Origin of the sequence: Pseudomonas xanthosomatis (genome assembly GCF_019139835.1) — a bacterium.
Lineage (GTDB): Bacteria > Pseudomonadota > Gammaproteobacteria > Pseudomonadales > Pseudomonadaceae > Aquipseudomonas > Aquipseudomonas fakonensis.
This window is the reverse complement of record NZ_CP077075.1, coordinates 3997968-4021571: the sequence shown is the minus strand read 5'-3', so window position 1 is coordinate 4021571 and position 23604 is coordinate 3997968. Positions and strand designations below refer to the sequence as shown.

24 protein-coding genes are annotated in these 23604 nt (G+C 64.9%); 12 read left to right on the top strand and 12 right to left on the bottom strand.

Features of this window, described 5'->3' with window-relative positions; genetic code table 11:
- The first annotated feature begins 126 nt into the window (after positions 1-126).
- The gene (locus KSS93_RS17790) at positions 127-879 is read left to right on the top strand and encodes a methyltransferase domain-containing protein (RefSeq protein WP_217885290.1); all 753 of its coding nucleotides are present in this window, start codon (positions 127-129) and stop codon (positions 877-879) included.
- A 258-nt stretch (positions 880-1137) separates the two neighbouring features.
- On the opposite strand, the gene KSS93_RS17785 is transcribed toward KSS93_RS17790, so the two are convergent.
- Positions 1138-2736 carry a hypothetical protein gene (locus tag KSS93_RS17785; protein WP_217885289.1) on the bottom strand — a complete coding sequence of 533 codons (1599 nt, stop codon included), beginning with the start codon at positions 2734-2736 and terminating at the stop codon, positions 1138-1140.
- 197 nt (positions 2737-2933) lie between these two features.
- Between KSS93_RS17785 and KSS93_RS17780 the strand changes: the two genes are divergently transcribed.
- The 3 genes from KSS93_RS17780 to KSS93_RS17770 all read left to right on the top strand — a co-directional run bounded on the left by KSS93_RS17780 (position 2934) and on the right by KSS93_RS17770 (position 6592).
- Positions 2934-4148, top strand: coding sequence for a YeeE/YedE family protein (locus tag KSS93_RS17780; RefSeq protein ID WP_217885288.1), 1215 nt, complete (start codon positions 2934-2936; stop codon positions 4146-4148).
- 501 nt (positions 4149-4649) lie between these two features.
- The gene (locus KSS93_RS17775; RefSeq protein WP_217885287.1) at positions 4650-5624 is read left to right on the top strand and encodes a quinone oxidoreductase family protein; all 975 of its coding nucleotides are present in this window, start codon (positions 4650-4652) and stop codon (positions 5622-5624) included.
- Between the two features lie 17 nt (positions 5625-5641).
- On the top strand, positions 5642-6592 hold the full coding sequence (locus tag KSS93_RS17770) for a LysR family transcriptional regulator (RefSeq protein ID WP_217885286.1): 951 nt from the start codon (positions 5642-5644) through the stop codon (positions 6590-6592).
- Between the two features lie 98 nt (positions 6593-6690).
- On the opposite strand, the gene KSS93_RS17765 is transcribed toward KSS93_RS17770, so the two are convergent.
- The 3 genes from KSS93_RS17765 to KSS93_RS17755 form a co-directional block, all read right to left on the bottom strand.
- Positions 6691-7020: a hypothetical protein gene (locus KSS93_RS17765; protein ID WP_217838774.1), complete on the bottom strand. Its 330-nt coding sequence runs from the start codon at positions 7018-7020 to the stop codon at positions 6691-6693.
- Between the two features lie 74 nt (positions 7021-7094).
- Positions 7095-7745 carry a DUF998 domain-containing protein gene (locus KSS93_RS17760; RefSeq protein WP_217885285.1) on the bottom strand — a complete coding sequence of 217 codons (651 nt, stop codon included), beginning with the start codon at positions 7743-7745 and terminating at the stop codon, positions 7095-7097.
- 107 nt (positions 7746-7852) lie between these two features.
- On the bottom strand, positions 7853-8587 hold the full coding sequence (locus KSS93_RS17755) for a GntR family transcriptional regulator (RefSeq protein ID WP_217885284.1): 735 nt from the start codon (positions 8585-8587) through the stop codon (positions 7853-7855).
- A 117-nt stretch (positions 8588-8704) separates the two neighbouring features.
- On the opposite strand from KSS93_RS17755, the gene KSS93_RS17750 reads away from it, so the two are divergent.
- Both KSS93_RS17750 and KSS93_RS17745 read left to right on the top strand, forming a co-directional pair.
- Positions 8705-10060: a class-II fumarase/aspartase family protein gene (locus KSS93_RS17750; RefSeq protein ID WP_217885283.1), complete on the top strand. Its 1356-nt coding sequence runs from the start codon at positions 8705-8707 to the stop codon at positions 10058-10060.
- Positions 10061-10128: 68 nt separating this feature from the next.
- Positions 10129-11430 (top strand): cation:dicarboxylate symporter family transporter, encoded by a 1302-nt coding sequence (locus KSS93_RS17745; RefSeq protein ID WP_217885282.1) that lies wholly within the window; start codon positions 10129-10131, stop codon positions 11428-11430.
- Between the two features lie 58 nt (positions 11431-11488).
- Here the strand turns inward: KSS93_RS17745 and KSS93_RS17740 are convergent, their stop codons facing one another.
- Positions 11489-12376, bottom strand: coding sequence for a bile acid:sodium symporter family protein (locus KSS93_RS17740; RefSeq protein ID WP_217885281.1), 888 nt, complete (start codon positions 12374-12376; stop codon positions 11489-11491).
- Between the two features lie 182 nt (positions 12377-12558).
- On the opposite strand from KSS93_RS17740, the gene KSS93_RS17735 reads away from it, so the two are divergent.
- The gene (locus tag KSS93_RS17735) at positions 12559-13437 is read left to right on the top strand and encodes a Dyp-type peroxidase (protein ID WP_217885280.1); all 879 of its coding nucleotides are present in this window, start codon (positions 12559-12561) and stop codon (positions 13435-13437) included.
- A gap of 295 nt (positions 13438-13732) precedes the next feature.
- Here KSS93_RS17735 and KSS93_RS17730 read toward each other — a convergent pair whose 3' ends face one another.
- Both KSS93_RS17730 and KSS93_RS17725 read right to left on the bottom strand, forming a co-directional pair.
- The gene (locus tag KSS93_RS17730; RefSeq protein ID WP_217884661.1) at positions 13733-14980 is read right to left on the bottom strand and encodes an IS256 family transposase; all 1248 of its coding nucleotides are present in this window, start codon (positions 14978-14980) and stop codon (positions 13733-13735) included.
- A gap of 115 nt (positions 14981-15095) precedes the next feature.
- Entirely contained in the window at positions 15096-15476 is a 381-nt protein-coding gene (locus KSS93_RS17725) for a transcriptional regulator (RefSeq protein WP_217885279.1), read from the bottom strand.
- A 428-nt stretch (positions 15477-15904) separates the two neighbouring features.
- Between KSS93_RS17725 and KSS93_RS17720 the strand changes: the two genes are divergently transcribed.
- The gene (locus KSS93_RS17720) at positions 15905-16093 is read left to right on the top strand and encodes a hypothetical protein (RefSeq protein ID WP_217885278.1); all 189 of its coding nucleotides are present in this window, start codon (positions 15905-15907) and stop codon (positions 16091-16093) included.
- A gap of 36 nt (positions 16094-16129) precedes the next feature.
- Here the strand turns inward: KSS93_RS17720 and KSS93_RS17715 are convergent, their stop codons facing one another.
- Positions 16130-16492 carry a fe2+ zn2+ uptake regulation protein gene (locus KSS93_RS17715; protein WP_217885277.1) on the bottom strand — a complete coding sequence of 121 codons (363 nt, stop codon included), beginning with the start codon at positions 16490-16492 and terminating at the stop codon, positions 16130-16132.
- 201 nt (positions 16493-16693) lie between these two features.
- Here KSS93_RS17715 and pvdQ point away from each other — a divergent pair, with 201 nt between their 5' ends.
- Positions 16694-19003, top strand: a complete 2310-nt coding sequence (pvdQ, locus tag KSS93_RS17710; RefSeq protein ID WP_217885276.1) for a bifunctional acylase PvdQ — start codon at positions 16694-16696, stop codon at positions 19001-19003.
- 422 nt (positions 19004-19425) lie between these two features.
- On the opposite strand, the gene KSS93_RS17705 is transcribed toward pvdQ, so the two are convergent.
- Positions 19426-19656 carry a DUF6555 family protein gene (locus KSS93_RS17705; protein ID WP_217885275.1) on the bottom strand — a complete coding sequence of 77 codons (231 nt, stop codon included), beginning with the start codon at positions 19654-19656 and terminating at the stop codon, positions 19426-19428.
- 264 nt (positions 19657-19920) lie between these two features.
- Here KSS93_RS17705 and KSS93_RS17700 point away from each other — a divergent pair, with 264 nt between their 5' ends.
- Positions 19921-20172 carry a DUF1652 domain-containing protein gene (locus KSS93_RS17700; protein ID WP_217885274.1) on the top strand — a complete coding sequence of 84 codons (252 nt, stop codon included), beginning with the start codon at positions 19921-19923 and terminating at the stop codon, positions 20170-20172.
- A gap of 15 nt (positions 20173-20187) precedes the next feature.
- On the opposite strand, the gene KSS93_RS17695 is transcribed toward KSS93_RS17700, so the two are convergent.
- The 3 genes from KSS93_RS17695 to KSS93_RS17685 form a co-directional block, all read right to left on the bottom strand.
- On the bottom strand, positions 20188-20802 hold the full coding sequence (locus tag KSS93_RS17695) for a Yip1 family protein (RefSeq protein ID WP_217885273.1): 615 nt from the start codon (positions 20800-20802) through the stop codon (positions 20188-20190).
- An 89-nt stretch (positions 20803-20891) separates the two neighbouring features.
- On the bottom strand, positions 20892-21179 hold the full coding sequence (locus tag KSS93_RS17690; protein WP_217885272.1) for a hypothetical protein: 288 nt from the start codon (positions 21177-21179) through the stop codon (positions 20892-20894).
- A 117-nt stretch (positions 21180-21296) separates the two neighbouring features.
- Positions 21297-21776 (bottom strand): GNAT family N-acetyltransferase, encoded by a 480-nt coding sequence (locus KSS93_RS17685; protein ID WP_217885271.1) that lies wholly within the window; start codon positions 21774-21776, stop codon positions 21297-21299.
- A 167-nt stretch (positions 21777-21943) separates the two neighbouring features.
- On the opposite strand from KSS93_RS17685, the gene KSS93_RS17680 reads away from it, so the two are divergent.
- Positions 21944-22564 carry a LysE family translocator gene (locus KSS93_RS17680; RefSeq protein ID WP_217885270.1) on the top strand — a complete coding sequence of 207 codons (621 nt, stop codon included), beginning with the start codon at positions 21944-21946 and terminating at the stop codon, positions 22562-22564.
- A gap of 15 nt (positions 22565-22579) precedes the next feature.
- Entirely contained in the window at positions 22580-23452 is an 873-nt protein-coding gene (locus KSS93_RS17675; protein WP_217885269.1) for an alpha/beta fold hydrolase, read from the top strand.
- Positions 23453-23604 lie beyond the last annotated feature (152 nt).

Here is a 23604-nt window from a genome sequence, read left to right as displayed (position 1 = left end):
ATGGCACCGGCTGCGCCGGTATCGCGGGGCAAGCCCGCTCCCACGCAACCAATAGCCGCCAACCCCACCCTTGTGCCCAACCCCACACCCTCGGCACACTGGCGCTTCCTGGCGAAGGAGCACGGCATGCCACTGTCGAAAACGGACTTCACCACGCGCCTGCTGCAGGACGCGCAGATCGGCCCCGGCATGCGCGTGCTCGATGTCGGCTGCGGCAGCGGCGAGGTCAGTTGCTTGCTGGCCCGGCTGGTGGAGCAGGACGGCGCAGTGGTGGGTATCGATCAGGCCGAAGCCGCACTGGCTCTGGCCCGTGAGCGCCCGATGCCCAAAGGCGCCGCGCACCCCGAGTTCATCGCCTGTGACCTGCACACGCTGCCAGCCAGCCTTGGGTTGTTCGACGCCATCGTCGGGCGCCGAGTGCTGATGTACCAACCGGATGCGGTGAAAGCGGTGCGCGCCCTGGGCAAGCTGCTGCTACCGGGCGGGGTGATGGTGTTCCAGGAGCACGACAGCACCCTCACGCCAGCCAGCCTGGTGCCGTTCCCGCTGCACCGCAAGGCCCAGCTGTGGTTGCAGCGCATGCTTGCCCACGAAGGCGCCGACCTGCATATCGGTTTCAACCTGCAGCGCATTTTCAGCGAGGCCGGGCTCGCGGTCGAAGACCTGCGCGCCGAGGCGCTGCTGCAGACTCCCGACATGCCCTACGCCCTGGGTGAGATCATCCGCGCCTGCCTGCCGCGGATCATCGCCCACGGTGTGGCCACGGAGCGGCAGGTGGGGATCGGGACGTTGCAGGCGCGCCTGGATGCCGAGCGGCGTGAAACGCCGGGGGTCTACATCGGCGATATGGCTTTTGGGGTGGTAGCGCGCAAGCGTTGAGCACCGCGCAAATGGCGCTGGGGGCCTGGATCACAGTGGGAGCGGGTTCACCCGCGAATGATACGACGCGGTGCATGGCAACGGCTGCGCCGGTGTTCGCGGGCAAGCCCGCTCCTACAGGGATCTCATGACCTTCAGGCTTGCGCCGTGCCTGTAGGCGCCGGCTTGCCGGCGCTGGCGTCTGAACAGGCAACCCATGGCACCGGCTGCGCCGGTGATCGCCGGCAAGCCGGCCCCTACAGTGATCTTGGCAGGGTATCAACGCGTGGGCTGGCCCAGCCAGTGCTCGGCAATGCCGTTCCCCAGCGGATACAACCGCCCCTGCAACGGCGCCGCCCAGTCCACCGCGCGGCTGGCCCAGGGCAGGGTCCAGCCCGGCAGCTCGCCACCCGCAAAGCCCCCCACCTGCGCCTTGCCCGCCAGCAGCGGCAAGCTGCCCAACAGCAGCGCATAGGCCACCAGCAGCTTCAGGTACAGGCTCAACGGCTGTGGTTGCAGCAGGCGCAGCAGGTAGGCCAGCGCGCGGAACAGGTGCAGCGCCACGCCGCACAGCACCAGCAGCAGGCTCACTGCCGGGGTGACCAGGTCGCGGTAGCTGTCGGCGCCAAGGGTCGACAGGTCGTCGGCGTGGGCTACGCGGCGCTTGATCATCTCCCTTGCATCATGCTGCAGCGCCGGCTGGTAGGCACTGCTGTCGAAGGCCTGCTCGGTCTGGTAGGCGTACAGGGTGATGCCGGCGGGCAAGTCCAGGTCCTGGCGCCACTGCGCCTGGATGGCGTCCACGCCAAGGAACATCGGGCGGTCCATGCCGGGCTCGATCCAGCCGGCGCCGATACGCTGCTGGATCATCTCGGCGTACTGGTTGTGCGCATCGCGGCGCACCTGGCCGGCCACCGCACGGTTGAAGCCCGGGCGGTCGTCGGGGCGCCACATGTCGTTCACCGGCACGTTCATCTGTTCACGCAGTACGTGGCGCACCGATTGCCACTCGCTGGCCGGCAGGGTCCAGGGGTTGATGTTGCGCCCGCGCTGGCCGAGCAGGCGCAGGTAGTCGTCCCAGGCCTGGCCCTGACGCTGGATTATCGCCAGGCGGCTGGTGGCGCCGAAGTAGAACTGGCTGGCGCGGCGGTACTGGCGGTAGTTGTCTTCCTGGCGGGCGGTGGCCTGGCGGTAGCGCTCGTAGTTGCGCGCAAGGCCGCCGCGCTGCTGGTCGGCAAGCTGCTCGAAGAACCCCTGCGGGGTCAGGCCGTCGATAGCCGGCAGCGGTGACAGGTAGGGCAGTTGCAGCGCCAGGCCGGCCAGGCGCAGCTTGCCTTCCGGGGCGGCCAGTTGCGCAGGCGTGGCCCGTTGGCCGTCCAGTTGCAGGTCGTGCTCGAGCAGGCGGTTGAGCAGGGGGATGCCATAGGCGGCCTGGGCCTGCTGGGCGGGGCTTGCGCTGTGCACCAGGTTGTCCAGCAGCAGGCGCTGGCTGTGGTAGCCCAGGTACAGGCCGGTGCTGCAGCTGATCAGCCCCCACAGCAAGGTGCGCCCGACGCCCCAGCGCAGGCGCATGCCCTTGCGCAGCAGGCAACTTAGCACCAGCAAGGTCAGCGCCGTGCCGCCCAGCCACTGGCCATGTTCGGCTACCTGTTGCAGGCGCGCATGGGGTGCGAGGGTACCGGGCAGGTCGGCCAGTTGTGCCAGGTAAGCCAGGGCGAACACCAGCCAGGCCAGGGTTGGCAGCAGCATCAGCCGCGCCAGCCACACGCCCTGGGCGCGGGTCAGCGGCAGGCTGCCGCCCCACAGGGCACGGGCCAGCCATTGCCAGGGCGAGCTTTGGGCAGAGTGCGCGGCGCCGCGCAGCAGGGCGGCGATCATCGGGCGTTACCCGGCTGGCGGAGGGAACGGGCAGGGCGGGGCGAAGGGGTGTACACGCGCGGCTTTCCTTGTCGAGGCGGTGGAGCGTCCTGTTTGCGGCGGGCATGGTAGCACGTTGACAGTGTCGAGGCGGACCACAGAGTGCTTGCAGGGGGGGTATACTCGCGTCCCCGTTTGACTGTTATCCGAGTATCCCAATGGGTCTTTGCGCTACCGCCACACCCCAGCCGCGCCGCCTTGGCGCGCCGCTGATCGCCCTGGCCCTGCTGCTGGCAGGGGCCTGGTTCCTCAACCTCAACGCAGGCTTCAAGCAGGTGCTGCTGCTTGTGGTCGGCGCCGCTCTGGGCCTGACCCTCTACCACGCCGCGTTTGGCTTTACCTCTGCCTGGCGGGTGTTCATCAACGAGCGCCGCGGCGCCGGGCTGCGTGCGCAGATGGTCATGCTGGCGCTGGCCGTGCTGCTGTTCTTCCCGGCCCTGGCGGCCGGCAACCTGTTCGGCAATCCGGTCAGCGGGCTGGTGGCGCCGGCGGGCGTGTCGGTGGTGTTCGGCGCGTTCATCTTCGGCATCGGCATGCAGCTTGGCGGCGGTTGCGCCTCGGGCACGTTGTTCACCGTGGGCGGCGGCAATGCGCGCATGCTGGTGACCTTGCTGTTCTTCATCATCGGTTCGGTCACCGCTACCCAGCATGCCGACTGGTGGTTTGCCCTGCCATCGTTCCCGGCCACCTCCATCGTGCAGGCCTGGGGCCTTGCCCCGGCGTTGCTGGTAAGCCTTGCGGTATTCGGGCTGATCGCCTGGGCCACGGTGGTGCTGGAAAAACGCCGCCATGGCGGCCTTGAAGCGCCGGTGAGCAGCGAGCACCAGGGGCTGCGCCGCTTCCTGCGCGGGCCATGGCCGTTGCTGTGGGGCGCCATCGCCCTGGCGCTGCTGAACTACGCCACCCTGGCTTTGGCCGGGCGGCCTTGGGGCATTACCTCAGCGTTCGCCCTGTGGGGCGCCAAGACCTTGAACGGCCTGGGCGTGGATGTGGGCAGCTGGGTGTTCTGGCAGGCCCCGGCCAACGCCAGGGCGTTGGCTGCGCCGCTGTGGCAGGACATCACCACGGTGATGGATATCGGTATCGTGCTGGGCGCGCTGCTGGCCGCCGGGCTGGCCGGGCGCTTTGCGCCGAGCCTGAAAATCCCGCTGCCGTCGCTGGTCGCGGCGGTGATCGGCGGCCTGCTGCTGGGCTACGGGTCGCGCCTGGCCTATGGCTGCAACATTGGCGCGTACTTCAGCGGCATTGCCTCGGGCAGCGTGCATGGCTGGTTGTGGTTGGTGGCGGCCTATGCCGGCAACCTGATCGGTGTGCGCCTGCGCCCGCTGTTCTTTGCCGGTGAGCGCAAGGCGCCGGCCTTGAGCGGCTGCTGAGGGCTCAATTGCCGGCAAGTCGGCTCCTACAGGTACAGCGCAGCCTGAAGGCCATGCGCGCCCCTGTAGGAGCGGCCTTGTGCCGCGAAGGGGCTGCGCAGCAGCCCCGGCGATTTTGCATGATGCCAAGATCCCGGGGCCGCTCTTACCCACGCCTGGGCAACAACGCCAACCCACCCCGCCCAACACCACCAGCGAGCTCAGGCTCAAACGCTAAGGGCGGTGGGCAGCAGCAGGGATGGGGCAGGGGCGCTACAGGCTTGGTTGTTGTGCATGGCTTTACCTGTTGGGCCAGAAGGCTTGCCGGGCAAGCCTGTCGTCTGGTGGGCGTGGCTCGAGTGTCGGTATCACGCATGTGGCAGGCAACAAAGATTTTCTTGGGCGACGGGATGGTTTTGCTTGCTGCGCCGGGTGCACGAATGATCTGCAGCAGGGCTGATTGTTCGATTCTGTGCAGCAACCTAGGCTGGCACACCTTTGCAACTATTCGAGGAAACGAGCATGGCCAAGCGAATCGTGCTGCAACGAAGCGGTGGCAGCGAAGTGCTGCAACTGCAGGATGTCCCCGTTCAGCAACCCGGCCCTGGGGAGGTCTGGCTCGAGCAGACGGCCATCGGCGTCAACCCGCTGGATGTGTTGCAGCGCAAGGGCGGTGCCCCGCTGCCGTTGCCCGGCGGGCTGGGCCTGGAGGGCGCCGGGCGGGTGACGGCGGTGGGGGCCGGGGTCAGCAACGTGCAGGTCGGCGACCGGGTGGGCTATGCCACCGGCCCGGTGGGCGGGTATGCCAGCGGCAGGCTGTACCCGGCGCAACGCCTGGTCAAGCTGCCGGCAGGCGTGAGCGACGAACAAGCCGCCGCGGTACTGTTCAAGGGCATCACCGCGCAGTATCTGCTGACCAGCACCTACCCGGTCGGCCCAGGCACCCGGGTGCTGATCTACGGCGCAGGCGGTGCCTTGGGGCAGCTCATGGTGCCCTGGGCCAAGCACCTGGGGGCCACGGTCATCGGCGTGGTGTCGCGCGCTCAGAGCGTGGCACGGGCGCAAGCGGCCGGTTGCGACCATGTGCTGGTGTTCGACGCTGCCACTTTGGCTGGCGAGGTGCGTGAGCTGACCGGCGGGCAGGGCGTCGATGTGGTTTACGACAGCGTCGGCCGGGTATCGCTTGAGGCATCGCTGGACAGCCTGCGGCCCCGGGGCCTGCTGGTGTCGTTCGGTGCCACTTCGGGTGCGCCCGCGCCCATCGAGGTAGGCACCCTGAATGCCAAGGGCTCGCTGTATGTGACCCGCCCCTCGCTGGCCGCCCACACACGCACCGACGAGGAGTACCAGGCCAGGGCTGCAGATGTGCTGGCCGCGTTGCAGGCGGGTATCATCCAGGCGCGGATCTGGCGCCGCTACCCATTGGCCGAAGTGGCCCAGGCCCATGAGGACCTGGAGCAGGGCCGCTCGGAGGGCGCGCTGATTCTTACCCCCTGAACCACACGAGCCGCGCCATGGACCCCTTCGACAGCCGCCGAGCCGACGAGCTCGCCACCTTGCTGGCCCTGCACGAACAGGGCTCGTTCGCCGCTGCCGGGCGCCAGCTGGAACGCCACCCTTCAGTGCTGTCGCGCCGGCTGGGTGCCCTGGAGCAACGCCTGGGCATCCGCCTGGTGGAGCGCACCACCCGCCAGTTGCGCTTCACTGACGAGGGCGAGCGGCTGGTAGAGCGCTTGCGCCAGGCCAGCCGGCTGATCGACGAGGCCGAACAGGAGGCCGCCCAGGGCGCCGCCCATGTGCGTGGCCGCCTGCGCCTGGCGCTGCCGGCGGCCATGGGCCGGCGCTGGCTCAGCGGGCTGGTGGCCGACTTCGTGCTGGCCCACCCGCAGGTAACGGTGGAGGCCGAGTACGCCGACCGTTTCGTCGACCTGGTGGGCGAAGGCTTCGATGCCGCCATCCGCATCGGCGAGCTGGCCGACAACCGCCTGGTGGCCAGCAAGCTGTGCGAGCACCTGCGCATTCTTTGCGCTGCGCCCGGTTACCTGGCCCGGCATGGCACCCCAGAGCTTCCGGCCGACCTTGCCAGCCACAACTGCCTGGGCTTCAGCGGGTTGCGCTCGTACCCCGAATGGCGGCTGACCGCGCAAGGCCGTGAGGCCCGCGTCAAGGTCAGCGGCAGCCTGCGTGGCAACGACAACGAGGCGCTGCTGGAGGCGGCGCGGCGAGGGGTGGGGATTTTGGTCGGCGGCGATTGGTTGATGGTTGAGGACCTGAAGGCGGGTCGGCTGGTGCGGGTGTTGCCGGACTGGCAGCTGGATGTGGCGGCGGGGGTTTACCTAGTGCGGCCATCGGCACGTTTGAATACGGCGGCGATGCGCGCGTTCAAGGGGTGGTTGGAGGCCTGTTTCGCGGATGGTGCCCCATGGCGAAACCAAGATCGACAATGCTTTAGGTATGCCAGATAGGTATCTGATTTATAACGATTTATCCGGAACGGTTTGCGGTTGCTCATTGCGGATAAATCGCTTCATTTGTTGTTTGTAAGGTATTGATCTATAAGGATTTAGCGCTTTGCGACGGCATGTTGGGCACATTGCTCATAATAGGTCTGCTTGATCGCCGCCGGCTTCAGCCGCGAGCGGCTGTTGTAGGTCTGCTCGGTAATGCCGAAGGCGGTCATGCGCATCCAGGGCTTGGCGAACTTGCGGGCCTGCAGCTTCTTGCGCGTGGCGTACAGGGTAACCCCGGAAAGCTTGGCCTGCTGGGCCTCGGCGGCGATCTGCGAGCCCCAGCCGCACACTTGTCGTTCGTTCTGGCTCAGGGCCCGGGCTTGGGCCTGGAGGCTGGCAACGGCCAGCAGGCAGCCGGCTACGCTTGCTAGAAATACCCGCATGTTGCTGTCCTAAGCGTCTGAAGGAAAACGGAGTTTGCCCTCACTTCAAACGCCTGGGGGCCACCACTTTGCCGTCAGACGACGGCCAGGTGCAGCGGGTTGCGGCTGGCCGGGCGCCGCGACACCCAGGCCAGCGCCGCCAGCCACAACACCGCAACCCCGTAGTTCAGGCGCTGGTAAAGGCCGAACAGTTCGCCGCTTTGCGCCGCCCGGGCCATCAGCACCACGGTCACTACCGCCAGCACGCTGCACAGCAGCGACCCCCAGGCCAGGCCCGGCGAGTGTGCCAGGCGTTTGCCCAGGCGTACCCAAAGCACGCAGGCCAGGGTCAGCGACAGGAACATCAGCAGCCCGCTCAGGTTGTGCAGTTGCTGCGACAGCGACGGCACCGCAGGCGCGCAGCCCAGGTCGCAGGCGAACAGGCCGGTGCCCAGGCTGCCGACACCATGCAGCAGTACCAGCAGCGCGCTGAGTCTGGCCAGTTTCGATTCACGCCAGCGCCGCGCCAGGCCCCAGGCGAACAGGGCGAACAGCAGGGCCAGGGGGAAGTTGTTCACCCAAGGGGAGACGTCTTGAGTGGGGGCGCCGGTGGCGCCGAGCTGGCTCATGGCCTGCTGCAGGTGGTCGTAGCCGGGGTAGGCCAGGGCGGTCAGCCATACGCCGGCCAGCAGCCAGAGGGGGATCAGCAGGCCGCTGGCGAGCAGCAGGCGGTCGAGTGCTTTCATGCGGGGTACCTTCCTTGGTTGAGCTTGCCGGCGATTGGGCGAAACATCACGCTTTCAGGCCCGGCCCCATCGCCGGCAAGCCGGCTCCTACAGGGGTTGTGTGTGGTTCAGACGGCCTTGTCCCGGCGCATCTGGGTCACCAGGGTGAAGCGATCATCCGGGTGTACGGTTTCCGATACTGCCATCAGCTGGCCGTCGTCGTCACGGTAATGGCGCAGGATCTTCAGGCCCGGCGACCCCGGTTCAGCCTTGAGCTCGCGGGCCAGTTCCACCGGCAGCAGCACCGCGCGCACCTGCTGGTCCACCACTGCGATGGCGCGGCCGAAATGCTGCTCGATCAGGCTGGCGATCAGCTGGTCGGGGTGCTCGCGGGCCATTTCGATCACCTCGGCGTAGTCGCGCTGGGCGTACACGTCGGTCCAGCACAAGGGGGCGGTGTGGTGCTGGCGGTCGACACGGATGCTCGACACGCAGAAGTAATGCTCCCCCGGCACCAGCCCCAGGCGCGCAGCCTCGCCCAGGTCGGCGACGAAGTGGCGTACCTGCTGGATTTCCCGCTGCTGCGTCTCGGCCAGGTGGGCGAGGTCGGCCACCGTGGCCAGCGACTGCGAATAGCCGCCCCGGGGGCTTGCGGCCTCGACCCGGGTACCGACCCGCTTGCGCCGCGACACCATGCCCTGGTTGAGCAACTGGTTGATCGCCGCGCGCACCGTGTGGCGGCTCACCTCGTACAGGTCGCACAGCTCGAATTCGGTGGGCAGCAGGCTGCCTACCGGGTAGCGGCCGCTGGCGATGGCCTCCATCAGGTCCCTGGCCACCACGGCGTATCGCGCTTCGTTCATACCTTCGGTCAGCCCCGTCAATTTCTCCGGTTGACAGTGTATCAGCGGCAGGGCAAGAATTATGTACGGACATAATAAATATGTACGCTCAATAACAACATTTCAGGATCCCTGCCCATGTCCACCACCGTTTTCGATTCCCCTCTGTTCCGCGACATGTTCGGCACCGCCGAAATGCGCGCGGTGTTCTCCGACCAGGCGCTGATCGAGCGCTACATCGAGGTCGAAGTGGCCCTGGCCAAGGCCGAAGCGCGCTGCGGCGTGATCCCGGCCGAGGCTGCCGTGCAGATTGCCGCGCTGTCGCGTTATGAGTCGCTGGACCTTGCCCTGATGCAGCACGAGACCGAGATCGTCGGCTACCCGATCCTGCCGCTGGTGGAGCAGTTGTCGAAGCTGTGTGGCGAAGCGGGCCGCTACGTGCACTGGGGCGCGACCACTCAGGACATCATGGACACCGCCGTGATGCTGCAGGTACGCGCCGCCCTGGCCATCGTCGAGCGTGACGTGCAGACCGTGCGCGGCCTGCTGGCCGAGCTTGCCAAGCGCTACCGCGACACGCCAATGGCCGGCCGTACCCACCTGCAGCACGCGCTGCCGATCACCTTCGGCTACAAGTGCGCGGTTTGGCTGAGCATGTTCGACCGCCACGCCGAGCGCCTGGTCGAGCTGCGCCCGCGGGTGGAAGTGGGGCAGTTCGCCGGTGCCGCCGGCACCCTGGCATCGCTGGGCGACAAGGGCCTGGAAGTGCAGGCCGCGCTGATGGACGAACTGGGCCTGGGCGTGCCGCAGGCGACCTGGCACGTGGCCCGCGACGGCTTGGCCGAGACCTTGAACTTCCTCGGCCTGGTCACGGCCTCGCTGGGCAAGGTGGCGCTGGACATCATGATGATGATGACCAGCGAGCTGGGTGAGGCCTACGAGCCGTTCGTCAAAGGGCGCGGGGCCAGCAGCACCATGCCGCAGAAGCGCAACCCGATTTCCTGCGAGCTGATGTACGCCGCTGCCAAGGGCGTGCGCCAGCAGGCCGGGCTGATGCTCGACGCGATGATCCAGGACTTCGAACGCTCCACCGGCCCCTGGCAGGCCGAGTGGATCGCCATCCCTGAGGCCTTCGCCCTGACCGCCGCCTCGCTGGGCCAGGCCTGCTTCATGCTGGCCGGCCTGGACGTGCGCACCGAGCGCATGCGCAAGAACCTCGACATGACCCAGGGCCTGATCGTCGCTGAAGCCGTGATGATGGGCCTGGCCCCGGCACTTGGCCGCCAGGTGGCCCACGACGTGGTCTACGCCGCCTGCCGCATGGCCAACGACCAGGGCATCAGCCTGCTCGAGGCGCTCAAGGCCCAGGGTGAAGCCACCGCCGAGCTTGAGCTGGCGACGCTTGAGCGCCTGTGCGACCCGGCCAACTACCTGGGCCTGGCGCCGCAGATGGTTGACCTGGCGCTGGCTCGCGCAGGGTCGGTCGCCCGCTGATCCATCCGGGGTCAGGCCCTGCCTGACCCCGGCTTATGCTTTCCAACAAGAACAATGAGAATACAGCCATGTCCTCCACTGCTAAAAAGCCGCTGTACAAGGACCTGACCTTCCAGGTCATCGCGGCGATGCTGCTCGGTATCGCCTTCGGTTTCATCGCCCCTGAGCTTGCGGCCAAGTTCAAGATGCTCGGGGATATCTTCCTCAAACTGATCAAAACCGCCGTGGCGCCGCTGGTGTTCTTCACTGTGGTGCATGGCATCGCTTCGGCCGGCGACATCAAGCGGGTCGGCAAGGTGGGCTGGCGGGCGCTGGTGTATTTCGAGCTGCTGTCCACCCTGGCCCTGGCGCTGGGCCTTTTGTGGGGCAATTTGATCAGCATCGGTTCGGGTATGCACGGCGCCCACGCCAGCAGCGCAGCGTCGGCCGCAGCTAGTGCCGCAGTCGCCAAGGGCCATGCGCCGACCTCGACCATGGACTTTATCTACAACATCTTCCCCGACAACTTCGTCGGCGCTTTCGCCGGTGGCCAGCTGCTGCAGGTACTGGTAATCGCGGTGCTGTTCGGCTTTGCCTTGCTGGCACTCAAGCACGAGCGCCGGGCGGTGGTGGAGGATGGTCTTAACCGGGTTTCGGAGTGCTTCTTCGAGTTCATCAACCTGATCATGAAGTTCGCTCCGCTGGGCGCCTTCGGTTCGGTGGCCTACGCCGTGGGCAGCAATGGCTCGGCAGTGTTGATGTCGCTGGCCAACCTGGTGCTGATGTTCTATGTCGCGGTGGCCTTCTTCCTGTTCGTTGTCCTGGGGGCGGTGTGCCGGCTGTCGGGCTTCAGCTTCTGGCGCTTCCTCAAGTACATCAAGGACGAGATCTTCATCGTGCTGGGCACGGCCTCGTCCGAGAGCGCGCTGCCACGTCTGCTGCAGAAACTCGAACGCTTCGGCTGCTCGAAGCAGAGTGTGGGTCTGGTGCTGCCCACTGGCTACGCCTTCAACCTGGATGGCACCTCCATCTACATGTCGATGTGCGTGCTGTTCATCGCCAACGCCTACGGCGTGCCGTTGGGCTGGGAACAGCAGTTGGGCATTCTGGCGATCATGCTGGTGACCTCCAAGGGTGCGGCGGCGGTGTCCGGCGGCAGCTTCGTAGTGTTCGCTGCCACGGTAACCGCCATCGGCGTATTGCCGATCGAAGGCCTGGCGCTGCTGTTCGGGGTGTACCGCTTCATGTCCATGGCCATGGCAGCTTGCAACACCATCGGCAACAGCGTGGCGACGGTGGTGGTGGCCAAGTGGGCGGGGGAGTTTACCGAACAGACCGCGCGCGAGGAGTATGAGCGGGCGCTGGGGCGGGCACCCGGGGCTGCCTTGTAGGTTTCGCGTTGCAGCCGCCGGCAGCACGGCCTGTTGCCGGCACTGGGTGAGACCGCGATCACTCCGGGACCACAGTACCTTCTGCCTGCCGCCCCCGGCTCACCCACCAGCCAAACCCGGCGGCGGTAAAGAACATGATCAGGCTGTACAGCGCCGCCGGCACTGCCATGGTGGCGTTGTTGAGCAGGGTCGGGCTCAGCGCCAGGGCGATGGCCAGGGTGCCGTTGTGGATGCCGATCTCCATACCGATGGCGATCGCCTGGCGCCTTGGGATATTCAGCAGCCGCGGCACCCAGTAGCCCACCCCCAGGCTCAGCAGGTTGAACAACAGCGCCGCACCGCCGACGATCGGTGCGTACTCCACCACCGTCTGCCAGTCCTTGGCCAGGGCCAGCACGATTGTGAAGGCCAGAAACAGCGCCGCGACGATTTTCATGGGTTTCTCCATGCGCCCGGCAAAGCCCGGTGCCCAGTGGCGGATCAGCATGCCCAGTGCCACCGGCAGCAGCACGATGGCGAACACCTGCAGCACCTTGGCAAATTGCAGCGGGATGGCCTGGCCGGACTCCATGAACCAGCCCAGTGACAGGTTTACCAGCAGCGGCATGGTGAGGATGGCGATCAGCGAGTTGACCGCCGTCAGGGTAATGTTCAGCGCCACATCGCCATGGGCCAGGTGGCTGAACAGGTTGGCGGTAGTGCCACCGGGGGATGCGGCCAGCAGCATCAGGCCTACCGCCAACGCCGACTCCAGGCCAAAGCCGTTGGCGATCAAGAAGCACACCAGCGGCAGTAGCACGATCTGGCAGGCCAGGCCGATCACTACAGGTTTGGGGTACTTCACCACCCGGGCGAAGTCGGCCAGGGTCAGCGACAGCCCCAGGCCAAGCATGATGATGCCCAGGGCCAGGGGCAGAAAGGCGGTGAGCAGGGGTGAGGCGGTCATGGCGGCTACTCGGGCAAAGGACCTCGGCCAGTTTAGGTGGCGGTGAAACGATAGCTAATCGCAATGGGCCAGCTTTAGTAACCATTTGTTGCCGCAGCCCGCGCGGCACCGGCCCTGTACTGCGTTGCGGTGGCGCGCCTGGCGCAGTAGCATTCGCGCTTTTGCCGAAGGATTAGCCCGTCATGCCGTTCCAGCAAGGTCTGCTTGCCACCCCGGTGCCGGCCCACGCCCGCCACCTGTTCTTTGCCATCGACTCGCAAGAAAACTTGCCGGGCGTGCTTGACCGGCTGACTGCGCAGGTGGACGGCAGCAACTTGCTGCTGGCCATTGGTTCGCCGCTGGCCAAGGCCCTGGGGCGCGAGGTGCCGGGCTTGCGCGCCTTCCCGCAACTGGACGCGGCGGTGGAAAACCCGGCGACCCAGCACGCGCTGTGGCTGTGGTTGCGTGGCGAGGAGCGCGGCGAGCTGTTCCTGCGCGCCCAGGCCTTGCAAGCGCTGCTGGCCCCGGCGCTGCGCCTGGTGGACAGCGTCGACGGCTTTTTGCACCGCGGCGGGCATGACCTGACCGGGTATGAGGACGGCACCGAGAACCCGGTGGACGAGGATGCGGTCGAGGCGGCCATCGTGCCAGGTGACGTGGCTGGCCTGGCGGGGTCGAGTTTTGCTGCGTTCCAGTTGTGGAAGCATGACCTGAACTACTTCAAGTCGCTGCCACAGGTTGAGCAGGACAACATTATCGGGCGGCGCCTGAGCGACAACGAGGAGCTCGAGGATGCACCGGAGTCGGCGCACGTCAAGCGTACGGCGCAGGAGAGTTTCGAGCCCGAGGCGTTCATGGTACGCAGGTCTGTGGCCTGGGCTGATGAGCGTGGGGCTGGCTTGGCCTTCGTTGCCCTTGGCCATTCGTTCGATGCCTTCGAGGTGCAGTTGCGGCGCATGAGCGGGATGGAGGATGGGGTGGTTGATGGGTTGTATCGGTTTAGCCGGCCTTTGAGCGGGGGGTTCTACTGGTGTCCGCCTCTGGGTGAGGGTGGGGTTGATCTGCGTTTGTTGCTGGGGTGAGTTAGTTGTTAGCTGGCTTTGTAAGTGGTACGTGCATTCATTAGTTGTATTCACCTCTACGCTTGCCAGGTGCTCGCCACAATCTTTGCAGCGCCTATGAGATCGAGCGCTGCAAGGATCTTGTGGCGGGGACTGGAGGCCCTGGCGCGAAGCCTCGGGGAGCCTTGCCAGCCCTGACGCAAACACCTTGAAAGGGATGGCCCTTACGGGGGCTTTCTGAAGTCCGCAGTGCCGGGAGTGTCAGTTTTTTTGTGTGCGGGCCGGTAGCGGCCTGCCGTCAAGCAGGCCCTGATTTTCACCAGGTTGGCCTGATGAATCGATCCCCGTACAAAATCGCGAATTGATTCATCGCACTTTTCCAATCATGCGCCGCTGAGCCCCAGTTCGCCGTGATGTTTCTCAGACCCAGCCAGATCAGCTTGGTGGCTGCTTCATCGTTCGGGAAATGACCCCGGGTCTTGATGATCTTGCGCAGCTGGGCATTGATGCTTTCGATGGCATTGGTGGTGTAAATCACTTTCCGGATGGCCGGCGGGAAGACAAAGAAGGGGATCACTCGATCCCAAGCGCGTCTCCAGGCCGCAACGACCGTTGGATATTGCTTGCCCCAAGGCCCACTTTCAAACTCATCGAGCGCCTGCTCAGCCGCTTCGGCATTGATGGCCTGGTAGATCGGCTTGAGCGCCTTGGCCAGTGCCCGCCGCTTGTCCCAGGCTGCAAAGTCCAGGCTGTTGCGGATCAGGTGGACGATGCACGTCTGTAGCGTCGTCTCTGGAAACACTGCGCTGAGGGCCTCTGGCATGCCTTTAAGACCATCGGTCACGGCAATAAGGACATCGTCGACACCTCGCGTCTTGAGGTCGTTGAACACCTTCATCCAGAACTTCGCACCCTCGGTGTTCTCAATCCAGATGCCCAAGATATCGCGCGTCCCGTCCGGCAGAACGCCCAGCGCCAGGTAAATGGCCTTGTTGCGCACCAGGCCTTCCTCACGGATCTTCACCCGCAATGCATCAAAGAAAATGACCGGGTACATAGGCTCAAGCGGCCGCTGCTGCCACGCGCCGATTTCTTCCATGACCTCGGCGGTCACAGAGCTGATGAAATCGGGTGAAACATCCGTCCCGTACTGCTCGGACAAAAAGGCGCGGATCTCTCTGACCGTCATCCCACGTGCATACATGGCGATGATCTTGTCATCGAAACCGGTGTAACGCCGCTCATGCTTGGGAATCAGAATGGGCGCAAAACTGCCGTCTCGGTCACGGGGGATATCCAGCCGCAATGGGCCGTCCCCGGTTAAAACAGTCTTGCCACTCTTGCCGTTACGTTGATTGGTTTCATCCTCTGGGCGCTGCGCGCCCGGCGGATAACCCAGGTGATGGCCCAGCTCGGCACTCAGGGCGCGTTCGATCAGGGCCTTCTTGAACGCCGCAGAGGCATCCTCGATAGCTTCGGCAGTCATCAGGCCCTCACCGAACTGCTCTAGCAGCTCTTTGGGGATTTGGGGCAGGTCACGCAGGGGTTTCTTTTTGGTTGGCATACATGCACCTCTTACTCATGTTATGCCCGAACACAAAATTTCTGACACCCTCGCAGTGCCGGTCAATCAAAAGCCCCCAGGCAATCTTCGCGCCATCCACCTGGCCCCATCACCCTCAGCGAGCCGGGCAATCCAGGCGACGGATATTGCCGATCTGCCTCAGGCTCAACCCATACTTGTCAGCCAGCAAACTGCGCGATAGCCCGCTGGCGCTCTCTTTCTGGATCTGTTGATTACGCAGCTGGCGCTGAAAGTGGTCGACCTTGGGGACCTCCAGGGCCATCCCGGCGTAGCGCTTGATCAGGGCGTCCAGCGCCTGCGCTGGCAGTACGTCGGCCAGCTTGGTGCGCTCGCGGTGCTTGGGGATGTACTTGGGGCGACCGCCGAACGCGCAGGTGAGGTGGTAAGCGTTTTCCAACCCAATGCACTCGATCAGCGATTGCAACGAATGTGGCAGCTGGCTGATGTCAATGTTGTTCAGATCAGGCATTTCCATACGAGGCTTCCTTCTTTCTGGAGGGTCAGACGCACCTGGCTGCGGTTTGCGTCTGGCTGCCACCGAGGCAGTGGCTTGGTTCGATTTTCGAACAGCTGCAGAAAGGGTCGCTAGGCGCGATACGGACCGGGGGTTGTAGCTTTACTGGCTTGTTGCTCGCAGGGATTTTTTTCAAGCCTTGTAGGAAATGGCCTTGCATCAGGCGCCACGGGCCAGGAAAGGCCCCGTAGAAGGTCTTCCATGATGGCAGAATGGGTGCGCTACCTTGAGGCTATCGGAGTCGGGCCGCTATCTGTGCAAAACCTGGCGCGCAGAGCGACCGGCCGGGCAAGGCCAGGGGCAGGAAAATCTGCATGGGGGGTGGTGGCGAGGTATCATGGCGCCGGCTCCGTAGAGCCCTAAGCCACAGATGCAGCAAGGAAACCCTGATGACACACGTGCAGCGCCTCAAATACTCGATCCTGATCATCCTGGTGGTGCTGGGCATGATGCTCGGCCTGAGCTACCTGCAGAAGCAGGGCACCATCAGCGAGCAGACATTCCAGTACTTCGCCATCGCCATTGCGGTGATAGTGGTGGTGATCAACGGGATCTTGCGGCGCAAGGTCAAGCCCTGACGGGCATGGGCCGGCAGCGAGTGGCCGGCCAGGCGCTCAGCGTGCAGCGGGCTGTTCGAGGACGGCCCGGGCTTGCGGGTTGAGGCTGTAGCATTTGTCGCTGCCCAGGTTGATCACGCCCTCGGCGCACAGGCGCTTGAGCACCTCACGTACGCTCAGGAACGACAGCGGGATATCCAGCTGTTCAAGCTGCGCATGCACGCCGCGCACACCGATACTGCGCCCGTTGCGGTCGGCCGCATGCAGGGCGTCGATGACTTTCAGGCGGATCAGGCTGGTGCGCAGGCCGAAGGTGCGCAGCAGCTCGCGGATCTGTTCGTTGCCCACGCGCCCGGTCTCTTCACTGGGCGTGGCCGCCGGCCTTGGCGGTTTCTGCAGCAGGGGTTGCGGGTGATACATGTGAATGCTCCTTTTCGTGGACTGTCCCGAAATCATGGGTGCCTCACTAGATAAGACGAATGAAAACGGCAAATCTGCAGCCCTGGTTGAAAAAAAAACGGTGCGTGCAGTTGAAGACGTTGCAGGCGGGGGCGGGGCGTAAAATTTTCATCTGGCCAATCGTTTGATCGGGATGACCCCCGATTTGCACGAGGAGTGCCTGTGACCTTTTCAACACGTGCTGTTTTTCGCCTGGGCCTCGCCACAGCGCTGGCCACTGCGAGCCTGGCCAGCCAGGCGGGTGACGCCGGCGACGCGTCGGCGCAGATCCGCCGCACCAGCTTCGGTACGCCACACATCCTGGCCAAGGATGAACGTGGCCTGGGCTACGGCATCGGTTACGCCTACGCCCAGGACAACCTGTGCCTGCTGGCCAACGAAGTGCTGACGGTGAGCGGCGAGCGCTCCCGCTATTTTGGTGCCGTCGGCAAGACCCCGGATCAGCGCGATAACCTGGCCAGCGACCTGTTCTTCACCTGGCTCAACAACCCCACGGCGGTCAACGCCTTCCTGCAGGCGCAACCTGCTGCCGTGCGTGACCTGCTCGAAGGCTATGCCAGCGGCTACAACCGCGCGCTGGGCGAGCGCCGTGCCCAGGGCTTGCCCGCCGAGTGCGGCGAAGGCGATTGGGTCAGGCCGATCACCAGCCTGGACCTGGTCAAGCTGACCCGGCGCCTGCTGGCCGAAGGTGGTGTCGGCCAGTTCGCCGAGGCGGTGGTCGCCGCAACCCCACCCAAGCTGGCCGTCCAACGCCCTGCGGTGGACTACGGCCAGGCTCTGGCCCGTCAGCAGCAATTCGCCCATTCACGTGGCAGCAACGCGGTGGCAGTCGGGGCGCAGCGCTCGGCCAGCGGGCGCGGCCTGCTGCTGGCCAACCCGCATTTCCCGTGGATAGGGGGCATGCGCTTTTACCAGATGCAACTGACCATCCCGGGCCAACTGGATGTGATGGGGGCGGCGCTGCCGGGGTTGCCGGTGGTCAACATCGGTTTCAACCGCCATCTGGCGTGGACCCATACTGTCGACAAGTCCAACCATTTCACCCTCTATCGCTTGCAGTTGGACCCGAAAGATCCGACCCGCTACTTGTTCGACGGGCAGTCCTTGCCATTGGCGCCATACAAGGTCAGCGTCGCCGTCAAAGGCGAGGGTGGCACTCTGCAAACCGTTGAGCGTTCCTTGTACCTGTCGAAGTTCGGGCCCGTGTTGCAGTGGCCCGGGCGCCTGGACTGGGATAATCAGGCCGCCTACAGCCTGCGTGATGCCAACCTGGACAACACCCGGGTATTGCAGCAGTGGTACCAGATCAACCGTGCCGACAGCCTGCAGGCGCTGAAGGATTCGGTGGCCCGGTTGCAGGGCGTGCCGTGGGTCAACACCGTGGCCGTGGATGAGGCTGGCCATGCGCTGTACCTGAACCAGTCGGTGGTCCCCTATGTGGACGAGGCCCTGCTCGGGCAATGTGGCAACCCGCAGCAGGTCGGCCCGATGGTGGTGCTGGACGGCTCGCGCAGCGCCTGCCAATGGAAGGTCGACCCGCAGGCAGCCCAGCCGGGCATTTTCCCGGTAGGGCTGCTGCCGAGCCTTGAGCGCACCGATTACGTGCAGCACTCCAACGACTCGGCCTGGCTGGCCAACCCGGCTGCGCCGCTGACGGGCTTCTCGCCGCTGGTCAGCCGTGCCGGGCAGCCGCTGGGCATGCGCAGCCGCTTTGCCCTGCAGCGCCTGGCAGGCAATGGCAAAGTCAGTGCAGATGACCTGCAACGTATGGTGTTCGACGACGAGGTGTACCTGGCCACCTTGCTGCGCCCGGACCTTCTGCAATGGTGCCAGGGCGTCGAAGCCGACCTGCAGTTGCTGTGCGCCAGCCTGAAAACCTGGAATGGCAAGGCCGGCCTGGACGCAGGCATTGGCCTGGTGCATTTCCAGAACATGGCCGCCGTGCTGCAGCAGCATCCCGAAATCTGGCGGGTGGCGTTCGATCCGGCCGACCCGCTGCATACCCCGCGTGGTCTGGCAGTGGAACAGGCGGCGGTGCGCAAGCTGCTGCGCGAAGCGGCACTGGCCTCGATCGAGCAGGTGAAAAAGGACGGCCTGGCCGCAGATATGCGCTGGGGGCAGGTGCAGCAGGCGAAAAACGGTGTGCCGGTACCGGGCGCTGCGCAGGAGCTGGGCGTGTACAACGCGATGATCAGCGTGCCAATGGCACCAGGCAAGCGCCTGGTGGTCAGTGGCTCGAGCTACCTGCAGGTGGTGACGTTCACCGACCAGGGGCCAAAGGCTGAAGGGGTACTAGCCTTCTCACTGTCCAGCGAGGCGGCCTCCGGCCATGCATCCGACCAGACCAAGGCCTTTGCCGCCGGAAAGCTGACTGCCATTCCGTTCACCGAGGCGCAGATCAAGGCTGACCCTGAGTATCGAGCGGTGGTGATCCGGGAGCGGGACGGGGCGGCGATCGCCAGCAAGCAATGATGCCGCAAACACCAACAGCCCCCACTAACCAATGACCCCGCCAGCCATCCAGCCATCCCGCTCTTGATCTGGCTCTTGATCTGGCTCCTAAGCGCGCGATAGTCCAGGCAACACAAGTCGCGACTTCAGGAGGCCGAGCGCAGGGATTGCGTAGGAGGGCGACCGGCATGGATGCCGGTCGAGCGCCGATCGGGCCAGGGACGGCCCGTCGGCGCGTACCTCCGGAGCAAGCCCGGAGCGAGGGAACCCCCGAAGCGCAGCGTAGGGGGCCGGATGATGGGAGCAGGCGGCTTTGGTTACTTTGGCCGTCCAAAGTAACCCGCCGTAAGGGCGGAAAGGTGACGAAAAGCGCTTATCGTCAACGAATGCGCGTACATCTCCCAAAGCAATCACCCTGAACTCCGAACTCGAACCCGAAAACCTCACCCCCCCGACTGCCGCCAACTAACCTCCCCAATCCCAAACCGTTCCGCCATGGGCCTGCTGACCTTGCGAATGTGCTCACGCCCATACCGCCCAATCCTCCCTACCCCCGCATCACAACTGGCCCAGTGCCAAGCCTCGGCATTGTCCATCCGCTCGGCACGGACAATGAACGACTTGCGCTCGCCATGCAGCACATACTCGATCACATACAATTTTGCGTCGATCATCACCCGTCTCGGTCAGAAGCCCACTCCTGAACTTGGGAGCTCCCTGCACCCAAGAAAGTTTCAAAAAACCGCTGAAGACGGTGGATGAACGGTCAAGTTCCCACCGCTGGTCGGCCCACCTCCGTCACCGATCGAACAATCGCATCAGCACCGGGTTCTTTCACTAAGGTGCAAGATGATCTTGCACCACACCGGTGCCTCGGGGAACGGACTGCCCACCGAGGGGATAACCACACAACAAGGGCCATCCAGAGAGGTCGTACCATGTCGTTGATAGGCGTTTCGATGCTGGAGATGCGGCAGATGATCGAGCAGGCTTGCCTGCCCGATCGCTGCGAGGTGAGTTGCACGGACGGCGAACACCTGACCATCCGTCTGGGCCAGGCAGACGACGTGCTCACCGTGACTGATGTGGCGGTGGCAAACCTGAACAGTTGCCGTGACCTGGTGGGGCTGGTGGCGCAGCTCAAGGCTCAGCGCCAGGCACCCGCAAAGTCGCTCAAGGCTATTGCCTGATTCATTGTCGCCCGGTCAGCCCAGGCTGCCCGGGCGTACATATTCCGGCATCAGTCCGTTGGACCAGAACAGGATCATCGCCACCAGGATGGTCACCATCAGTAACAATCCCACGCCCCACACGCAGGTCGCGAACAGCATCGCCTGCTCCTTGCGCAGCCGCAAAAAAGTCTGCAGCCCGCCGTACAGCAGCACACTCGCGTAAGCCGACGCCCCTAGCAGCGCCGCCACCGCCAGCCAGCGCATCGGCACCAGGCCAACCACGCCTGCGACGAACCACGGCGTGGCGCAATAGGCGGCAAAGCCGATGCACTGGTTCAGGCTCGGTTGTACGTCGAACCCCCGTGACATCCAGCGGATCATCACCCCCATCAGCATCACCCCCACCACCGTGGTGGCATACAACAGGCCCGCCAGTTGCGCAGCGCTGGTCAGCCCCAGGCGTACGCGCTCCTCGGCCGCCAGGCTCCAGCCGAAGGTGCTGGTGCCGATGAACAGGCACACAGCGGGCACCAGCGCCATCAGCAGCAGGCGCGGCAAATACTGTTGCGGGTGGTCTTCCTCGGCGCGGCGGATGTCGATCCAGGCGTCGTCCGGGTGGGTGAAGAGCTTGAGCAACGGGCTGTTCATGACGTTCTCCTCCAGGGTTCATCTGCCCTGTAGTTATGGAGACGCCCGGGTTCTGCGGGGTTCAGCCGGGATTGGCGCCGCTGATCGGCTTATTGCAGTTCCACCAGCAGGTTCAGCCCGCCGTCACCGCACTTGCCCTGGTCGCGCACCACACCGTGGTAGCTGCGGCCATCCCAGGTAAAGGCCACGCTATGGGCGCGCTCGACCTTGTCAGGCAGCGGCGGGCAAATGTGCAGGCGCAGGGCAGGGCGGCCTTGCAGGTTGAGGGCGGCGAGCTGGGCTTGGCATTCAACACTCAAGGCGACGGGACCAAAAAGAGTGTCGCGAACGTAGTCCAGTTGCAGGCAGGCGTTGGGGGCGCGGCAGGGCATTTTCATGGGGGCGGCAGGCTCCTGACGAAATGATGGCGGGCATCAAGTGTTTGAAGCCTGACCGAGGCAAGTGTTCAGATTATTTCATCGGGTTTCATCTACGGCATTTCTGCGCGAGCAGCCTCAGCCCTCGGCGAACTGACGCAGGCGCTCGCCGTCCAGGCGGTAGCGCACCCACTCATCCTGGGCCTCGGCGCCCAGCGACTGGTAGAAGCCGATGGCCGGCGCGTTCCAGTCCAGCACGCTCCATTCCAGGCGCCCGCAGCCGTTGGCCACGGCTTCGCGGGCGATGTGCCGCAGCAGGCTGCGCCCGGCGCCATCGCCGCGCTGCTGCGGCGTCACATACAGGTCTTCGAGGTAGATGCCGTTGCGCCCCAGCCAGGTGGAATAGCTATAGAAAAACACGGCAAAACCGATGGCCACACCGTCGCGCTCGCAGATCAGGCTGTGTACGGTGCTGCCCTCGTCGAACAGGCTGTGCTCGATGTCGGCGACGCTTGCCACCACCTCATGCCGGGCGCGTTCGTAGTCGGCAAGTTCGGTGATGAAGGTGAGAATCTGCGTGGCGTCGCTGCGCACGGCAGGGCGGATGATCAGGCTCATGGCGGGCTTCCTTGTGAATATGCCGACTGTTATCTGCGATTCGCCCTACAAGGGTCAACCATATCAGTAAGCTGTACGTGCGCAATTTAGCATGACTGTACCGGTCCGATTGCCGGGGACTTGGTTACCGTGGCGGTACAACTTTTGTAATAACTGGAAACACTGCCATGCTTGCCTCCCTCGACCTGCTCACGGCTTTCGTGCTGTTTGCCTTTGTCTCGTCCATCACCCCCGGCCCCAACAACACCATGCTGCTGGCCTCGGGGGTCAACTTTGGTGTGCGCCGCAGTGTGCCCCACGCCCTGGGCATCAGCATTGGCTTCGGGGTGATGGTGCTGGCGGTGGGCCTGGGGCTGGGAGAGGTGTTCAAGGCCTGGCCACCGCTGTACAGCATCCTGCGCTATGGCGGTGCGGCGTACCTGTTGTACCTGGCCTGGAAGATCGCCACCTCGGGGCCAATGGCCGGCGATACCGCCAGTGGCCGCAAGCCGCTGAGTTTCTGGGGCGCGGCTGCGTTCCAGTGGGTCAACCCGAAAGCCTGGGTCATGGCGCTGGGGGCAATCACCACCTACACGCCGGCCCAGGGTTATGTGTTCAACGTCGTTGTCATCGCCGCGCTGTTCACCCTGGTCAACCTACCCAGCGTGGGTATCTGGGTGATGTTCGGCAGTGCCTTGCGCAACCTGCTGCGCAAGCCGCGCGCGGTGGTGCTGTTCAATGTCCTGATGGCCGTGCTGCTGGTGATTTCGCTGTATCCGTTACTCTTTGTAGAATCGGCGTTTTCCTAATGTACGAAATTTCTGATGGAACTTACGCCTTGGTCCTACACGTGCGCAGAAAACTTCACGCTACGTGGGTGGCAATCGCCCCCTAGCGGTCGCCCATTGCTGCACTTTCTGCACGGCAACGGCTTTTGCAGCCTGGCCTATCAACCCCTGCTGCTGCGCCTGAGCGAACACTTCGACCTGTGGCTTAGCGATGTGCAGGGCCATGGCGACAGCGACCACGGCGGCGCCTTCTGCGGTTGGAACCGTTCGGCCGAGCTGGCCCTGGAGGCGTTTGCCAGCGGGCGTGGCGAGTATGGCGAGGTGCCGTGCTTTGCCGTTGGCCACAGCTTTGGCGGCGTGCTGACCGGGCTGATGCTGGCTCGCGAGCCGCAGTTGTTCCAGCGCGCAGTGCTGCTCGACCCGGTGCTGTTCAGCCGGCGCATGCTCGGGGTGATGGGGGCGGCCGCCATGGTTGGCCTGCACCGTCGGCATGCCCTGGCGCGCAAGGCCGCCACCCGCCGCAGCCACTGGCCCGACCGCATGGCCGCGCTGGCTTCGCTGCAGGGGCGGGGGATTTTCAAGGGCTGGAGCGAGACGGCCTTGCATGCCTATGTGGAGCACGCCATCGGTGACTGCGGCGAGGGCGTGGTGCTCAAGTGCCGGCCCAGCCGCGAGGTGGAGATTTTCAGTTCGTTCCCGGCGCGCATGTGGCAGCAGCTTTCAAGCATCAATACCCCGACCTGCATTCTGTACGGCGAACAGACGTACCCCTTCGTGCCCCGCTCGGTGCAGCGTCTGGCCGGGTTGAATGCCCATGTGAGCGCGCAGCAGGTGGCGGGTGGGCACTGTTTCATGCAGGAAGACCCGGCGATGGCGGCCGAGCGGGTGGTGGCGTTTCTTGCTGGCTGATCGCCGGTGATACCCGTTGCGCTGGTAGGTTGGGGCGTGGGAGCGATTGTTTTGGGTTGCCTGTGGCGGCCTCATCGCCGGCAAGCCGGCTCCTACAGGGACGGCACAGGGCTGAGGGGCATGCAATCCCCGTGGGTTTGGTACTAAGAAAC